This window comes from Aeromonas sp. BIGb0405 (assembly GCF_024807335.1).
In the GTDB taxonomy this organism is placed as follows: Bacteria; Pseudomonadota; Gammaproteobacteria; order Enterobacterales; family Aeromonadaceae; genus Aeromonas; species Aeromonas rivuli.
In genome coordinates this window covers 92,166-108,539 of record NZ_JANUEP010000006.1, presented here as the reverse complement: position 1 = coordinate 108,539, position 16,374 = coordinate 92,166, and the positions used below count along the sequence as shown (strand labels likewise).

Sequence of the window (16,374 nt, the reverse complement as noted above, 5' to 3'; positions counted from 1 at the left end):
GTCAGGCCAGGGCCGCAGCTGGCTTGCGGCTCAGCCGACGATATCCAGTGGCGATCAGTATCAACAGCAGGGCGCCGGGCAGCACCGTCTGCCAGAGGAAGGGCCAGGGCTGGGCCGTGAGCAGCACCAGCAGCGGATTGGCACCCGCGGGGGGATGTATCAGCCCCAGCCCTTGCATCAGCACGATGGCGAGCCCCACGCCGAGGGCCAGCTTGATCTCCAGTGGCAGGGGCAACCCCTGCACCAACAGACCCACTGCGGCGGCGAGCAGGTGACCACCCAGCACGTTTTGCGGGCGCGCGAGCGGGCTCTGTGGCAGGGAGAACAGCAACACGCAGCTCGCCCCAAAAGGTGCCATCAGCAGGGGCAGCTGCCAACCCAGATCCAGCCAGCCAAGCAGGGCTATGGCCAGACTGGCCCCCAGTCCCGCCAGCAAGGCGTTTTGCCATCGTTTCCATTCCATCTCTGTTCTCCTGATGTGTTGCGGGTGCCTTGACCCAGGTTGAGACATTAGGTAGACAGATCGGTGTACTTCAAGGGGAAATAGCTGATGAGCGAGAAACGGCAGCAATTGATGGCGACCGCCTACCGGCTGTTCAACCGCCATGGCTTTCACGCCACCGGCATAGATCGCATCTGGGCAGAGGCGGGCAGTACCAAACGTACCCTCTATCGCCACTTTCCCACCAAGGATGCCCTGATCGAAGCCGTCCTGACGGCCCGCGATGTCGAATTCTTTGCCCTGCTCGACACCAGACTGGCCGGTGTCTCCGGCCGGGAGGCCAGGTTGGAGGCCCTGCTCGATGGTTTCGCCGACTGGTTTGGCCGCAGTGATTTCTACGGCTGCAACTTTATCAATGCCAGCGCCGAGTTTGGCGATCCGCGCCACCCGGTACGCAAGCTGGTGGCGGCGCACAAGCGTGCCCTGCTGCTGTGGGTGAGTCAGAATCTGGACTGTGATGAGCAGGTCGCGACCAGGCTCTGCCTGCTGCTGGAGGGAGCGGTCGTGATGGCGCACAGCTATCAGCAGGCTGAGGCGTTGAGTCAGGTTCGCCCCCTGGCATGGGCCCTGCTCGGCCAGTCCCTGGGGGAAACAGGGCCATGTCATGGCAGGATGGCAAACAAGATCAATGAGTTAACGACAAGGAGTCCAGAATGAGCAAGGTGGCACTGATCACGGGGGCGAGTCGCGGCATAGGGGCCGCCACCGCCCGGTTATTGGCGCAGCAGGGGTACCGGCTCTGTCTCAACTATCTGCGCGAAGCGGCCCGCGCCGAGGCGCTGGCCGAAGCGTTGAGGGCTCAGGGGACCGAAGTGATCACCATAGGGGCCGACCTCGCCGAGGAGGGGGAGGTGGTGCGGCTGTTCCAGACCCTTGACGCGCACTTCGGCGGCCTCGATGCCCTGGTCAACAATGCGGGCATCTTGCTGCCCCAGAGCCGGGTCGAAGATCTCGACGCCGCCCGCATCAACCGCTTGTTGACCACCAATGTCACCAGCCAGTTTCTCTGCTGCCGGGAGGCGGTGCGGCGCATGTCCCATCGCCACGGTGGCCGGGGTGGCGCCATCGTCAACGTCTCCTCGGCGGCGGCCCGGCTGGGCTCGCCCCATGAATATGTGGACTATGCCGCCAGCAAGGGAGCCATAGACACACTGACCCGGGGCTTGTCACTGGAGGTGGCGGGAGAGGGGATCCGGGTCAACTGCGTGCGGCCCGGCTTTATTTATACCGAGATGCACGGGGATGGCGGCGAGCCGGACAGGGTGGCCCGCCTGGCGCCCCAGATCCCCATGGGGCGCGGGGGTGAGCCGGTCGAGGTCGCCGCCGCCATTCGCTGGCTGCTGAGCGATGAGGCGTCCTACGTCACCGGTGCCTTCATCGATCTTGCAGGGGGGCGCTGAGGCGCGATCCCCCGCATGGGGTTGGTCAAGCTGACCGATTTGTGGTCTGTATGACTCTTTAATAGCCCATGGAATGCGACGGTTTAAGGGTCTTTTTTATATAAATCAGTCTGTTATGTTTTGGCATAAGGATTGCGATAAAGGGGCAAAGGAGAGGCCCATGGGGGCCCCTGGCAGCAAGGATGAACAAGATGAAACAGATAATGGCCATGGTACTGGCATTGGGACTGGCGGGGTGCAGCTGGCAAGACGATGAGATAGTGCGAGGCCTGGGCTCCCCGGTCGTTCAGCAGCTGCCCCTTGGCGACAGGATCGACAGCATATTGGCCGTGGTGCCAGCGGACATCACCCTGGTGCCCGGCACGCAGCGCGGGATCCGGTTGGAGGGGCAGGAAAATCTCTTGCCCTATCTGATCTTCAGCGAGAGTGGCCGCAAGCTGGAGATAGAGGTCAAGGAGGGTTACCGCCTCGACCCCGGCGAGCGACTCAAGGTGACCATCACGCTGCCTGCCCTGCGGGCATTGGCGCTGGCGGGCAGCGGCCGGGGCGAGATCGGCGCCTTCGAGGGAGATGAGCTGAGCCTCTCCCTGGCGGGGTCGGGGGGGATCCGCGCCAACCGACTGGCGATGAAGCGCCTGGAGGGCAACATCGCCGGCTCAGGGGATCTCGAGCTGATCCAGGGTCATGCGGACAGCCTCACCTTCAACATCGCTGGCTCCGGCGGCATAGAGGCTGCGGAGCTGGTGGCACGGGAGGTCGAGATCAATATCGCTGGCAGCGGAGATGTGGCGGTACATGCCGCGCAGAGGCTGACAGCTACCATCGCCGGTTCCGGCAACATCGACTACTGGGGGAGCCCCGAGATAGAGAGCGAGATCCTGGGGTCGGGACAACTGGTGCGCCAGGGCGGCTGAACGCCAGGCTGGATGTCGATGCAACAGGGCCCTGACGGGCCCGTTTCGTTTATTGTGCCTGCCCATCAGGGGAAGGCGAGTCCTGCCTGCGTCGTCCCCCTGCCCTGTGGCTGCATGGCGGCTCAGGCGAGGGGAAGCTGCAGCTCCCTGTCGGCGTTGAGCCGCATCAGCAGCCACTGCATCCCGGCGAGGTGCTGGTGGTCATGACTGACCAGCAGGCGCACCAGGCCATCGAGGGTGATCTCCCCATAGTTGTCATAATGGGCCCGTCGCCCCCAGGCCGAGGGGGGCAGCCCCTGGAGCCAGGTGACTGTGTGAGTGCGGGCGGCGCGAAAGCGGGCCAGTTGCACGGCGGGATCCTGATGGGGATAGTCATTGTCCTGGGCCAGCTGATAGCCATCGAGGGACGCCAGCTCGGGCCGGGTCTCCTCCAGGGTGCGCATAAAGCGCACCTGGTAGCCTTGGGTCTCTATGTCCAGCAGGTGGCAGAGGTGGCCCAGAGCCGAGAAACGCTCGGAGGGGATGCCGGCCCAGTTGGCCGGCTCCCAGTTCAGGTACTCGGCGGGGATGTGGCGCAGCAGGCGGTCAAACTGATCCGGCATGGCCGATAGCGTGGCGAAGATAGACATTCTGAACTCCTGTTCTGTGATGCTCCATTGGGTCGTGAGCAAGCGGCTATCCAATCAATGGCTCAGGCCCGGATGGGGCCTGAGCATGATAGTCACTCGGTCAGATGCTCGGCGTGAAAGCGCAGGTGCGCTTCGATGAAGCTCGCCACGAAGAAGTAGCTGTGATCGTAGCCAGCATGACGGTGCAGTTCCAGAGGCCACGCTTTGGCCTCGGCGGCTTCCGCCAGGGCATCGATACCGAGCTGCTCGTCGAGGAAGGGATCGTCCAGGCCGACATCGACCCGGGTGGGCAGCGCCTGGCAATCATGATGACGCAGCAGCTGGCAGCTATCCCACTCCTGCCACAGCAAGGGGTTGTTGCCGAGATAGGCACCGAGGGCCTTCTGGCCCCAGGGGCAGCGACTCGGGTGGCTGATTGGGCTGAAGGCCGACACCGAGCGGTAGCGGCCCGGCTCGCGCAGGGCGGCGATCAGGGCACCATGACCTCCCATGGAGTGACCGCTGATGGCGCGGCGATTCGAGATGGGGAAGTGGGTCTCGATGAGGGCGGGCAGCTCCCGGGTGACGTAGTCATACATCTGGTAATGCTCGCGCCAGGGGGACTGGGTGGCGTTGACGTAAAAACCCGCGCCCTTGCCGAGGTCGTAACCGGCATCGTCGGGCACCTGTTCACCCCTGGGGCTGGTGTCCGGTGCCACCAGGGCGATGCCCAGTTCGGCGGCGATGCGCTGGGCACCGGCTTTTTGCATGAAATTCTCGTCGGTGCAGGTGAGCCCCGAGAGCCAGTAGAGCACGGGTACCTTCTGGCCGGTCAGGGCCTGAGGCGGCAGATAGACGGCGAAGCGCATCTCGCAGCCGAGCAGGTTCGATTCGTGACGATACTGCTTGTGCCAGCCATCGAAGCTCTTGTTGCTGGCGATGATATCTAACGACATCTGGGATCTCCTGCGCCATGGGGCGCCTGGGATGAACGAATAGGGGCGGGGATGACCCCGCCCCTGCTGACTCAGTAGTGGATGACGGTGCGGATGCTCTTGCCTTCATGCATCAGATCGAACGCCTCGTTGATCTGCTCCAGCGCCATGGTGTGGGTGATGAAGTCATCGAGACGGAACTCACCCTGCATGTAGCGCTGTACATAGCTCGGCAACTCGCTGCGACCACGCACGCCGCCGAAGGCGCTGCCGCGCCAGACTCGGCCGGTGACCAGTTGGAACGGACGGGTGCTGATCTCCTGACCGGCCCCGGCCACCCCGATGATGACCGACTCGCCCCAGCCCTTGTGGCAGCACTCGAGCGCCGCGCGCATCACCTTGACGTTGCCGATGCACTCGAAGGAGAAGTCGACGCCGCCGTCGGTCATCTCGACGATCACCTCCTGAATGGGCTTGTCATAGTCGTTCGGGTTGATGCAGTCGGTGGCGCCGAGCTTGCGGGCAAGCGGAAACTTGCTCTCGTTGATGTCGATGGCGATGATGCGACCGGCCTTGGCCAGACGGGCGCCGATCACGGCGGAGAGGCCGATGCCCCCCAGCCCGAAGATGGCGACGCTCTCACCCTCTTTGACCTTGGCGGTGTTCATCACGGCGCCTATGCCGGTAGTGACGCCGCAGCCGAGCAGGCACACCTCTTCCAGGGGCGCGGCCGGGTCCACCTTGGCGATGGAGATCTCGGGCAGCACAGTGTATTCGCTGAAGGTGGAGGTGCCCATGTAGTGATAGATGGGCTGACCATTGCAGGAGAAACGGGTGGTGCCGTCCGGCATCAAGCCCTTGCCCTGGGTGGTGCGGATCTTCTGGCACAGGTTGGTCTTGCCGGATTTGCAGAACTTGCACTCGCCGCATTCGGGGGTGTAGAGCGGGATCACGTGATCGCCGACCTTGACGCTGGTAACGCCCGCGCCGACGGATTCGACGATGCCGCCCCCCTCATGGCCCAGGATGCAGGGGAAGACCCCTTCCGGATCTTCACCGGACAGGGTGAAGGCATCGGTGTGGCAGACGCCGGTGGCGACGATGCGTACCCGCACTTCACCGGCCTGGGGCGGCATCACCTCAATCTCTTCGATGGAGAGGGGCTGACCCGGACCCCAGGCGATGGCGGCCTTGCACTTGATGCTCTGTACCTGTGCCATAAAGACTCCTCTGGTTGTGCGCGTTGGCGGATGAAATAAAAAGAGGGTCTGCTGACCCGAACCTCAGTGTAGTTTCCCGCTGATTTGGTGATAATGGGGTCAAATATCAAATCACTTTTACACATAGGTAATAATGTTCGGTTGGGAAGGGGTCTGTGAATTTGTCAGCGTGGCGGAGCAGGGGGGCTTTACCCCGGCGGCCAGAGAGCTGGGGGTGTCGGTGGCCCAGGTCAGCCGTCAGGTGGCGCAGCTCGAAGACAGGCTGCAGGCCAAGTTGCTGCTGCGCACCACTCGTCAGGTGCGGCTCACCGAGCTTGGCGAGATCTATTACCGCCACTGCCGTCAGCTGCTCGACAACCTCTACGAAGCCGAGCTGGCCCTGGGACGGCATCAGGCCCAGCCCCAGGGGTTGCTGCGCATCACGGCCCCCGTCTCCTATGGCGAGAGCCGCATCGCCCCCCTGGTCAACGACTTCATGGTGCGCTACCCGGCCCTGGAGGTGACCCTCAACCTCACCAATCAGCTGCTGGATCTGGTGCACGATGGTTACGATCTGGCGATCCGGCTCGGTCACCTCAAGGATTCGAGCCTGGTGGCGCGCCGTCTGGCAGGGCGGGTGCCCTATGTGTGTGCCTCTCCGGGCTACACGGCGAGTCGGGGCATGCCCAACAGCCTCTCGGAATTGAGCCGCCACACCTGCCTGCTCGGCAACGGTGACGAGTGGCACTTCACCCTGGATGGCCGCCCGTACAGCGTGCGGGTGCGCGGCCTGCTCAAGTGCAACAGCGGCCATGCCCTGATGGATGCGGCCCTCAAGGGGATAGGCATAGTGCAATTGCCCGATTACTACGTCAGCGATCACCTGGCCGCCGGTCGCCTCATCGAGTTGCTGCCCGAGATGCGGGCCCCCGAAGAGGGGATCTGGGCCCTCTACCCGCAGAATCGTCACCTCTCCCCCAAGGTGCGACTGTTGGTGGACTATCTGGCCGAGCGGCTCGACCAGCCCAGCCAGCCTTCCCTGGCACCGCCCATCGGCTGAAGGGCCAACTGGTTGTGAGTGATGAGGAGACTAGAAGGAGGCCAACGGATGGTTCTGACTAGACTATGCCTGTATGATTATTTTGCTTCATATGAGCCTCTCTTGGTGTAACCTATTTGGCACATCAGACCTGTTCAGGCTTGGTTTCACTTCTTTTTATGGATAAGGGACAGATAAAAATGAAAGGCACGGTAATTGATTTCAATGAGGCCAACCGGACTGGCTTGATTTCGGCAGATGATGGTAAACGATATCAACTTGATATGAGTGAATGGAAAGGAAGCCAGCGCCCAAAAAGTGGATTAAAAGTTGATTTTTCTGTTGAAGGAGAGGACGCAAAGGCTATCTACGTAGTGGCCTCTAATATTGTTGGGTCGAAGAAAGTAGCAGCTGCATTATTTGCTTTTTTTCTAGGCGCCTTTGGTGCGCATAAATTTTATCTTGGCTACACCAAGCAAGGTGTAATCATGCTGCTGATTTTTTTGTTTGGCTTTATCCTGCTCGGTTTTCCGTCGATGGTTATCGGTATTATTGCCTTCGTCGAATTCGTTATTTATCTTTCAAAATCAGATGAAGAATTTGAACAAACCTATGTAATAGATAAGAAAGTATGGTTCTAACTAATTAATAATATTGAGAAGTCGTAGTTCCTTACAAGTAGGGTTCAGATTGAGAAAGAGCCCACTCTTTGAAAAGAGTGGGCTCTTTTTATAGGCCCATCCGCCGCGTAGGTGTCGGGTGCGATAAGTCTAAGACCAGCCACTTGAATGGGAAGGTTAGTCCTATTCCCGCTCCTTCACATAGGGGGTGCCGAGCGCCTTGGGGGCCACTGCCTTGCCGATGAAGCCGGCCAGCAGGAACACGGTCAGCACATAGGGCAGCGCCTCTATGGCCTGCACCGGGATCGGGAAGTCACCGATGCTGACCCCCTGCAACCGGATGGCGACCGCGTCGAGGAAGCCAAACAGCAGACAGGCCGCCATGGCACTCCAGGGACGCCACTTGCCGAACACCAGGGCGGCCAGCGCCATGAAGCCCTTGCCCGCGCTCATGTTGGGGATGAACTGGGCGGTCTGGGCCACCGCCAGGTAGGTGCCGCCAATACCCGCCAACAGGCCGCCGATGATGAGCGCCGTGTAACGCATCTTCACCACTGAGATACCAGCGGTATCCACGGCGGCCGGGGCCTCGCCCACCGCCCGCAGCCGCAGGCCGAAGCGGGTACGGAACAGCACCCACCAGGCCAGGGGCACGCAGGCAAAGGCCACGTACTCCAGCAGGGAGTGGCCGCTCAGCAGCTCGCTGTAGAGCTGGCCGATGACGGGCACGTCATAGAGCTCCTTGGCGTAGGGCAGGTCGATGGGGGCGAAGCGGGCCGCGCCGGACAGCGCCGGGGTCTGGCCGCCCTGATCGAACCAGTAACGGCCGAGGGTGACGGTCAGACCGGCTGCCAATATGTTGATGGCCATGCCGCTCACCACCTGATCGCCGCGATGGGTGATGGTGGCAAAGCCGTGCAGCAGGGCAAACAGGATGGCGACGCCAGCCCCGGCGCCCAGGCCTATCCCGGCGGAGCCTGAGACAGCCGCCGCCGCGCCACTGGCGAAGGCGGCAGCCAGCAGCTTGCCCTCCAGGGCAATATTGACCACACCGGCGCGCTCGCAAAACATCCCCGCCATGGCCGCCAGGATCAGGGGTGGCGCGGTGCGGATGGTGGCATCCAGCATCAATATCAGTGTCTCAAACATGATGTGGACTCCCTTCGACTCGCAAAACATGTCTGTCATTCATGGCCGCCAGGATCAAGGGTGGCGCGGTGCGGATGGTGGCGTCCAGCATCAGGATCAGTGTTTCAAACATGGTCAGACTCCCTTGACTTGCGCGGTGGAGCGGTTGGCAATGGCCAGATAGGCCTGCTCGATGCGCGGGCGCAACATGTGCTCCAGGGCGCCGCAGAACAGGATCACCAAGCCTTGCAGCACCACCACTATGTTGCGATCCACCCCGAACTCGAAGCTGAGCTCGGCGCCCCCCTGATAGAGGAAGCCGAACAGCAGACTGGCGATAATGACGCCGACCGGATGGTTGCGGCCCATCAAGGCCACCGCGATGCCGGTGAAGCCGAAGCCTTCCACGAAGTTGAGCTTGATCTGGTGCAGTTCCCCCTGCAGCACGTTGAGGGCGAAAAAGCCCGCCAGCATGCCGGAGATCACCATGGCCAGGATCACCACCTTGGGATAGGAGATGCCCGCATAGGCGGAGGCCGAGGCGCTGGCGCCCACCGCACGGATCTCGTAACCCCAGCGGCTATGCCAGATAAAGACCCATACCAGGGCCGCGCAGATCAGCGCCCAGAAGAAGCTGATGTTGAGGGGGCTGGTGGACATCTCAATCCCCATGCCGGCCGCCAGCTCGCTCATCTTCGGCAGCCAGCTGTTGATGGCGAACACCTTGCTCTCGGTGGCCATGGAGCCCGCCGGTTTGAAGACATCGACCAGCAGGTAAGCCATCAGGGAGGCGGCGATGAAGTTGAACATGATGGTGGTGATGACGATGTGACTGCCCCGCTTGGCTTGCAGCCAGGCCGGGATGAAGGCCCAGGCTGCGCCAAACAGGCCACCGGCGATGATGGCCAGCGGCACCAGCAAGATAGGTGGCAAGAGGTCGCCGAGCAGCAGGCAGACCAGCCCGACCCCCAGGCCGCCGATATAGGCCTGCCCCTCGCCGCCGATGTTGAACAACCCGGCGTGGAAGGCCACCGCCACCGCCAGACCGGTGAAGATGAAGCCGGTGGCGTAATAGAGGGTGAAACCTATTCCCTCGCCGGTGCCAAAGGCGCCGTACCACATGATCTGGGCGGCCTCGAGGGGCTTGATGTCCAGGTAATAGAACAGGATGGCGGAGACCAGGAAGGCCAGCCCTATGTTCATGACCGAGAGGACGCCGACCGATACCCAGGCCGGAACGCGTTGTTGACTCATGATTGGCTCTCCTTGCCGGGGATCTCGTCGTGGGCAGTGATGGCTGTCATCATCAGCGCCACCGCTGTGGGGGCGAATGCGGGTCTCATGGCGTGGCTCCCTGGGGTTGGCATGCCGCCACCTCATCGGGAACGATATTCGCCATCATCAGCCCTATGGTGCGCTCGTCCGCCGTAGCGGCATCCAGCTCGCCGACCAGACGACCATCGCTGATCACCAGGATGCGATCCGAGAGGGAGAGGATCTCGTCCAGCTCCACCGACACCAGCAGCACCGCCTTGCCCTGATCGCGCATGGCGATGATCTGCTGGTGGATGTACTCGATGGCGCCAATGTCCACGCCCCGGGTGGGCTGGCCAATCAGCAGCACGTCCGGATCCTGTTCCACCTCCCGGGCTATCACCAGCTTTTGCTGGTTGCCGCCGGAGAAGTTGGCGGTCTTGTGATCCGGGCTCGGCGGGCGCACGTCCCACTTGTCCATCTTGGCCTGACAGTCCTGACGGATGGCCCCCTTGTTCTGCAGCCAGCCCCTGTTGTAGAGGGGGCGCTGGTGATAACCGAGGATGAAGGCCTCCTGGGCGTCGAAGCGGTTGATGAGGCCCATCTTGTGTCTGTCTTCCGGCACATGGCCAAGGCCATAGTCGCGTACCTGCTCTGGGCTTGCCGGGTGCTGGCTGTCGATGTGATGGACCTGGCCCTTGCCATCCAGAGTGAAGCTGCCCTGGCTGGGTTTGAGGATGCCGCCGAGCAGGCTGAGCAGCTCGGACTGGCCATTGCCCGAGACGCCCGCCACGCCGACCACTTCCCCGGCCCGCACCGCGAAGCTGACCGATTTGAGCCGTTCGACCCCGGCCTCATCGCGATAGCTGAGGTTGTCGACGCGCAGCTTGGGTGCGCCGGGCTGGGCCGGGCCCTTGTCGACCTTGAGCCGCACCTTGCGGCCCACCATCAGCTCGGCGAGCTGCTCCTTGTCGGTGTCCCTGGTCGCAACATGGGCGACCATCTCGCCCCGGCGCATGATGGAGACGCTGTCGGTAATGGCCAGGATCTCCCGCAGCTTGTGGGTGATGAGCATGATGGTGGTGCCCTGATCCCGCAGCTTTTTCAGCACCTCGAACAGGTGATCCGCCTCTTGCGGGGTCAGCACTCCGGTCGGTTCGTCGAGGATCAGGATGCGGGCGCCGCGATAGAGCGCCTTGAGGATCTCGACCCGCTGTTGCAGGCCGACCGGCAAATCTTCAACCTTCTCGTGCAGGGGCACTTCCAGGCCATAGTCCCGGGCCAGCTCACCGAGCAGCTTCTCGGCCGCCGCCAGGCTCTTGCCCAGGTGCCAGCCGTTCTCGGCGCCGAGGATGACGTTTTCCAATACCGTGAAGTTGTTCACCAGCATGAAGTGCTGATGCACCATGCCGATACCGGCCGCGATGGCGTCTTGGGAGCCATGGGGGCGGAAAGGGGAGCCGTCGACCAGCATGTCGCCGCGATCGGCATGATAAAAACCGTAGATGATGCTCATGAGCGTCGATTTACCGGCGCCATTTTCGCCGACGATGCCATGAATGCTGCCTTTTTGAACCTGCAGGTCGATCTGCTTGTTGGCGTAAACCTCGCCAAACCGCTTGTCGATACCGCGCAATTCGATGGCGTAGCGATCTGTCTGGTCCATGATGCAGTCCTTGCTAATCATGAAAAGTCTGCGCCCGCGCCCGGCGGTGCGGCTATCCATAGCCAGCCTGTGCCAGGGTGAAGGAGAGACTGAAAAACCGGCCCGCGAACGGGCCGGTGGTGGGGTGTCGAGTAGCTAAGGAACGATCAGTAGTTACAGGTGCTGTCGCTCATGTAGTCATGCACCTTGACCTTGCCGGCGATGATGTCGGCCTTGATGGCATCCGCCTTGGCTTTCATCTCGGGGGTGATCAACGCCTCGTTGTCTTTATCCAGCGCCCAGTCCACGCCGCCCTCGGCCAGCCCCAGGGACTGAATGCCCGGCTGCCAGCTGCCCTTGGCGCCATCTTCCCAGGTCTTGTAGGCGGCCAGACCGACCGACTTGACCATGGAGGTCAGCATGGTGCCCGGCTGCAGGTGGTTCTGGTTGGAATCCACGCCGATGGCCAGCTTGCCTTCGTCCTTGGCGGCCTGATAGACGCCGATCCCGGTGCCACCGGCGGCGGCATAGACCACATCGGCGCCTTTGGCGAACTGGGACTTGGCGAGCTCGGCACCCTTGGCCGGATCGGCAAAGGCCGCCGGGGTGGAGCCGGTCATGTTCTGGAACACCTCGACCTTCGGATTGACGTATTTGGCACCCTGCTCATAACCGCACTCGAACTTGCGGATCAGCGGGATGTCCATGCCGCCCACGAAGCCGACCTTGCCGGTCTTGGAGGCCATGGCTGCCAGGGCGCCGACCAGGAAGGAGCCTTCATGCTCCTTGAAGACGATGGATTGCACGTTCGGCTTGTCGACCACCATGTCGATGATGGTGAACTGCACTTTGGGGAACTCGGTGGCGACTTTCTCGACCGCCGAGCCCATGTTGAAACCAACGGCGACGATCGGGCTGTTGCCACGGCTGGCCAGACGGCGCAGACCCTGCTCGCGCTGGGCCTCATTCTGGGGTTCGAACTCCTTGACCTTGACGCCCTTGTCCTTGTTGTAGACTTCGACGCCGTTGCGGAACACGGCTTCGTTGAACGACTTGTCGAATTTGCCTGCGGTGTCATAGATGACGGCGGGTTGGGAAGCTGCCTGGGCCGAGAGAGCGGCCAGGGTGAAGGCGGCCACGCTGGCCAGTTTGAGTACCTTAGTCACGATCTTATCCTTGATTGTTATTGAGGGTCCATGGCCTGCCGGTGCAGGCGCCAGTGCACGCAGGCTAACTGTAAGTGAGTGGGCATGGGGGTCAAGGCGTGCGTAACAGAAAAACGTTTGCGCTAACGATTTGAAACATAAGAGAACTGCTTTATAAGTTGTTGTTTATAAGCCTTTTTATGGTTTTTTGTGCTGAATTTATCCAGCCTCAAATGACATTTTGATTACAAATCATAGGGTTGTGCGCAAGCGTTTTCCCCCATTGGCTCGATAGCAGGTTTCTATTGATTCCCATTTGACCCATTTCCGGCGTTTTGACCAGGGAGGCTCATCGGTTGAGATCCGTGGTGCATGGGAGCCAGCATGCAGATGGAAGGGGATGGCGACGGCCAAGGGGATCCCGTGAGGGGCTGCGCCTGTGGGGCCGATGGAGGCATGTCAGCGGAGGACATGCACGCCGATTTGGCCTGAGCCCACACAAGCCGTATAATCCCTGCCTGTATAAATAAACAGGAGTGGTGATGGACGTTTCGACCCTGCTCGACGGGCTCAACGACAAGCAAAGAGATGCCGTTGCGGCGCCCCGTAGCAATCTGCTGGTGCTGGCCGGTGCCGGCTCGGGCAAGACCCGGGTGCTGGTGCACCGCATCGCCTGGCTGATGCAGGTGGAGCGTTGTTCACCCTTCTCCATCATTGCGGTGACCTTTACCAACAAAGCGGCCGCCGAGATGCGCGGCCGGGTCGAGAAGGTGATAGGTGACGGGGTGCGCGGCATGTGGATAGGCACCTTCCACGGCATCGCCCACCGCTTGCTGCGCGCCCACCATCTGGACGCGGGCCTGCCCCAGGACTTCCAGATCCTCGACTCCGACGACCAGTACCGGCTGATCCGCCGGGTGCTCAAGGCGCTCAACCTCGACGAGAAGCACTGGGCCCCCCGCGCCGTGATGGGCTACATCAACGGCAAGAAGGATGAGGGGTTGCGCCCCGGTGACATCGACCTCTACGGCGATCCCGTCACCCGCACCTACCAGCAGATCTACAAGACCTATCAGGAGACCTGCGATCGCTCCGGGCTGGTGGATTTTGCCGAACTGCTGCTGCGCGCCCACGAGCTGTGGCTCAACCGGCCCCATGTGCTGGAGCACTACCGGGATCGCTTCCAGAATATCCTGGTGGACGAATTCCAGGATACCAACGGCATCCAGTACGCCTGGCTGCGCATGCTGGCAGGCGAGTCCGGCCGGGTGATGATAGTGGGTGACGACGATCAGTCCATCTACGGCTGGCGCGGCGCCAAGATAGAGAACATCCAGCGCTTCCTGACCGATTACCAGGGCGCCGAGACCATACGCCTCGAGCAGAACTACCGCTCCACCGCCAATATCCTCAAGGCCGCCAACAGCGTCATCGCCAACAACTCAGACAGGCTCGGCAAGGAGTTGTGGACCGAAGGGGCTGATGGGGATCCTATCTCCCTCTACGCCGCCTTCAACGAGGTGGACGAGGCCCGCTTCGTGGTCGGTCGCCTCAAGGATTGGAAGGAGAAGGGCGGCCTGCTCGCCGATTGCGCCATCCTCTATCGCTCCAACGCCCAGTCCCGGGTGCTGGAAGAGGCGCTGATGCAGGACGCCATGCCCTACCGCATCTATGGCGGCCTGCGCTTCTTCGAGCGACAAGAAATTAAAGACGCCATGGCCTACCTGCGCCTCATCAACAACAGAGGCGACGACGCCAGCTTCGAGCGGGTCGTCAATACCCCGACCCGCGGCATCGGCGAGCGCACCCTGGAGATCTTGCGGAGCAACGCCCGGGATCGTGGCCTCAACCTCTGGCAATCGGCCCGCACCCTGCTCGATGAGAAGGTGCTGACCGGTCGCGCTGGCAACGCGGTGCGCGGTTTCGTCGAGCTGGTGGATGCGCTGGAGGAACAGGTCTCCCTGCTGCCCCTGCATCAGCAGGCGGACATCGCCATCCAGCACTCTGGCCTCAAGGCCATGTATCTGGCGGAGAAGGGCGAGAAATCCCAGGCGCGGGTAGAGAACCTGGACGAGCTGGTGACCGCTTGCCGTCAGTACAATCGCCCGGACGAGCTGGAAGAGATGAGCGATCTGTCGGCCTTCCTCGCCCATGCGGCGCTGGAATCCGGCGAGAATCAGGCGGACGAATACAGTGACGCGGTGCAGCTGATGACACTGCACAGCGCCAAGGGCCTGGAATACCCGCTGGTGCTGCTGGTCGGTGTGGAGGAGGGGATGTTCCCCAGCCAGCAATCCACCGAGGAGTCGGGCCGGCTCGAGGAGGAGCGGCGCCTCTGTTACGTCGGCATGACCCGCGCCATGGAGAAGCTCTACATCTGTTATGCCGAGAGCCGCCGCATCTATGGCCGCGAGATGTTCCACAAGCCGAGCCGCTTTATCCGCGAGATGCCCGCCGAGTGTCTGGAAGAGATCCGGCTGCGCACCCAGGTGAGCCGCCCGACCCAGTACGGCCGCTTCAGCCAGAACGAGGTGCAGCAAAGCTTCGACGCCAGCGGCATCAAGCTCGGCCAGCGGGTGCTCCATCCGAAATTTGGCGAAGGCATAGTGCTCAACTTCGAAGGGGTCGGCCAGCAGAGTCGGGTGCAGATCCAGTTCGACGAGGTCGGCGCCAAGTGGCTGGTGACGGCATATGCGAGGCTGGAGGCGCTGTAATCCCCTCACCCTGACCCTCTCCCAACGGGAGAGGGGATCATCCCCGAGATAGTCTTTGCCTCCTTCTCCCATCGCGGGAGAGGGGCCTGTTCCCGAGATCGTCTTTGCTCCCTTCTCCCTTTGTGGGAGAGGGGTCTGTTCCCGTGATCGTCTTTGCTCCCTTCTCCCCTTGTGGGAGAAGGGTTGGGGATGAGGGGTTCGTAAATGGCTTTGGCTCTTGGCACGGCTGGCGCCGTGCAGGACGCGAGGGCATGGCCCTCGACAGGGTTTCGCCCGCCCTTCGGGCTTGGGCGAGTGACTTTTCTTTGCGTGGCCAAAGAAAAGTCACCAAAAGAAAGGCCACCCCCGCCAATCCGCTGGCTTCGCCAGTGCCCTCGGGCCAGAGCCAACGTCGGACGGGCCGCCGCAGACGGCACTTTGGCCTACGCCATCCATGGCTTCGGCCAAAGCCCGCTTCGAACATCCTTGTTCTCGCGCCAAATCGGGGTCGAGCTGTGCTCGCCCTGACCCGATTTGGCCCCTGTCCGCTGAGGCTACGCCATCATCCCTGACGTTGCCTCTGACCCTCGGCGGATTGGAGGGGATCATCAGTACCGTGCCCATCTTATTTGGGCAAGTTTATCCTCGGGTATAGATCGATATTTTTATACTAAAGGCCTATCGGCCAAAAATTTTATGGAACCATGTGTCATGCTTTGGATTGTATCGACTCCAATGAAAATCAATTTCAAAAAATTTACAAAGATCAGAGAATGCCGCATATATATATTTAGACTTCATTAGGTTCTGATCCATAAGGTGAGCCTTAGTATAGAATGCAGTCCAAAAGGCATAGGCTTGATCAAATCTAATATCATTCACTGGCGCCGCAATAGAGTACATACCTTTATTTAATACGGAAATGCAAGTCGAAAAAATCTCATTACCTGTAGAGCAGGCAGACATAAATAGTCTTCTGTTTCTAAGGAGCCCAGAAAATATAGCCCCAAACTCTTGATAAGATATTCTATTTAATGTGGTATGTATATGAGTAAGATCTCCATGACAAGAAATATGAAGATAGCGATAGCCAGAATCTCTAAAGGTATATGCAAGTAATTCGAGTTCTTCTTTTGTCCTGAAATAATAGTAGATTGGATTCTTTCCTGCCATCTTTAATGTCTTATATAGAATTCTCCCTTCAAATAAGCCAGCTTCTTCATTCGCTTCTGAAAGCGACTCAAGAATAAAAACTTCTGCGCTTGTTGTATGAATTGGTGGTGTCATGAGAG

General features: G+C 61.0%; 15 protein-coding genes. 6 read left to right on the top strand and 9 right to left on the bottom strand.

The window, feature by feature from the left end:
* Position 1: 1 nt before the first annotated feature.
* Positions 2–400: an HPP family protein gene (locus M2366_RS14910; RefSeq protein WP_259237196.1), complete on the bottom strand. Its 399-nt coding sequence runs from the start codon at positions 398–400 to the stop codon at positions 2–4.
* Between the two features lie 150 nt (positions 401–550).
* Here M2366_RS14910 and M2366_RS14905 point away from each other — a divergent pair, with 150 nt between their 5' ends.
* From M2366_RS14905 to M2366_RS14895, 3 genes are all read left to right on the top strand, one after another.
* Entirely contained in the window at positions 551–1,159 is a 609-nt protein-coding gene (locus tag M2366_RS14905) for a TetR/AcrR family transcriptional regulator (protein WP_224432915.1), read from the top strand.
* Positions 1,156–1,902 (top strand): SDR family oxidoreductase, encoded by a 747-nt coding sequence (locus tag M2366_RS14900; protein WP_259237150.1) that lies wholly within the window; start codon positions 1,156–1,158, stop codon positions 1,900–1,902. Before M2366_RS14905 ends, M2366_RS14900 begins: the two co-directional genes overlap by 4 nt.
* A 191-nt stretch (positions 1,903–2,093) precedes the next feature.
* Complete coding sequence (locus M2366_RS14895) at positions 2,094–2,816, top strand: head GIN domain-containing protein (protein WP_259237151.1); 723 nt, start codon at positions 2,094–2,096, stop codon at positions 2,814–2,816.
* Positions 2,817–2,938: 122 nt separating this feature from the next.
* On the opposite strand, the gene M2366_RS14890 is transcribed toward M2366_RS14895, so the two are convergent.
* The 3 genes from M2366_RS14890 to M2366_RS14880 form a co-directional block, all read right to left on the bottom strand.
* Positions 2,939–3,445 carry a DinB family protein gene (locus M2366_RS14890; protein WP_259270081.1) on the bottom strand — a complete coding sequence of 169 codons (507 nt, stop codon included), beginning with the start codon at positions 3,443–3,445 and terminating at the stop codon, positions 2,939–2,941.
* A 92-nt stretch (positions 3,446–3,537) separates the two neighbouring features.
* The gene (gene fghA / locus M2366_RS14885) at positions 3,538–4,380 is read right to left on the bottom strand and encodes an S-formylglutathione hydrolase (RefSeq protein WP_224431714.1); all 843 of its coding nucleotides are present in this window, start codon (positions 4,378–4,380) and stop codon (positions 3,538–3,540) included.
* Positions 4,381–4,451: 71 nt separating this feature from the next.
* Positions 4,452–5,579: an S-(hydroxymethyl)glutathione dehydrogenase/class III alcohol dehydrogenase gene (locus tag M2366_RS14880; protein WP_259237153.1), complete on the bottom strand. Its 1,128-nt coding sequence runs from the start codon at positions 5,577–5,579 to the stop codon at positions 4,452–4,454.
* Between the two features lie 133 nt (positions 5,580–5,712).
* On the opposite strand from M2366_RS14880, the gene M2366_RS14875 reads away from it, so the two are divergent.
* Positions 5,713–6,618 carry a LysR substrate-binding domain-containing protein gene (locus M2366_RS14875; protein ID WP_259237154.1) on the top strand — a complete coding sequence of 302 codons (906 nt, stop codon included), beginning with the start codon at positions 5,713–5,715 and terminating at the stop codon, positions 6,616–6,618.
* A gap of 179 nt (positions 6,619–6,797) precedes the next feature.
* Positions 6,798–7,238, top strand: coding sequence for a TM2 domain-containing protein (locus M2366_RS14870; protein ID WP_042039877.1), 441 nt, complete (start codon positions 6,798–6,800; stop codon positions 7,236–7,238).
* A gap of 162 nt (positions 7,239–7,400) precedes the next feature.
* Here M2366_RS14870 and M2366_RS14865 read toward each other — a convergent pair whose 3' ends face one another.
* The 4 genes from M2366_RS14865 to M2366_RS14850 all read right to left on the bottom strand — a co-directional run bounded on the left by M2366_RS14865 (position 7,401) and on the right by M2366_RS14850 (position 12,410).
* Positions 7,401–8,366 (bottom strand): ABC transporter permease, encoded by a 966-nt coding sequence (locus M2366_RS14865; protein ID WP_259270080.1) that lies wholly within the window; start codon positions 8,364–8,366, stop codon positions 7,401–7,403.
* A 114-nt stretch (positions 8,367–8,480) separates the two neighbouring features.
* Complete coding sequence (locus tag M2366_RS14860) at positions 8,481–9,599, bottom strand: ABC transporter permease (protein WP_224431717.1); 1,119 nt, start codon at positions 9,597–9,599, stop codon at positions 8,481–8,483.
* 85 nt (positions 9,600–9,684) lie between these two features.
* Positions 9,685–11,265 (bottom strand): ABC transporter ATP-binding protein, encoded by a 1,581-nt coding sequence (locus M2366_RS14855; protein WP_259270079.1) that lies wholly within the window; start codon positions 11,263–11,265, stop codon positions 9,685–9,687.
* Between the two features lie 146 nt (positions 11,266–11,411).
* Positions 11,412–12,410 (bottom strand): BMP family protein, encoded by a 999-nt coding sequence (locus tag M2366_RS14850; protein WP_259270078.1) that lies wholly within the window; start codon positions 12,408–12,410, stop codon positions 11,412–11,414.
* A 521-nt stretch (positions 12,411–12,931) separates the two neighbouring features.
* Between M2366_RS14850 and uvrD the strand changes: the two genes are divergently transcribed.
* Positions 12,932–15,103 (top strand): DNA helicase II, encoded by a 2,172-nt coding sequence (gene uvrD / locus M2366_RS14845; RefSeq protein WP_259270077.1) that lies wholly within the window; start codon positions 12,932–12,934, stop codon positions 15,101–15,103.
* A gap of 657 nt (positions 15,104–15,760) precedes the next feature.
* Here the strand turns inward: uvrD and M2366_RS14840 are convergent.
* Positions 15,761–16,369, bottom strand: coding sequence for a hypothetical protein (locus M2366_RS14840; protein WP_259270076.1), 609 nt, complete (start codon positions 16,367–16,369; stop codon positions 15,761–15,763).
* Positions 16,370–16,374 lie beyond the last annotated feature (5 nt).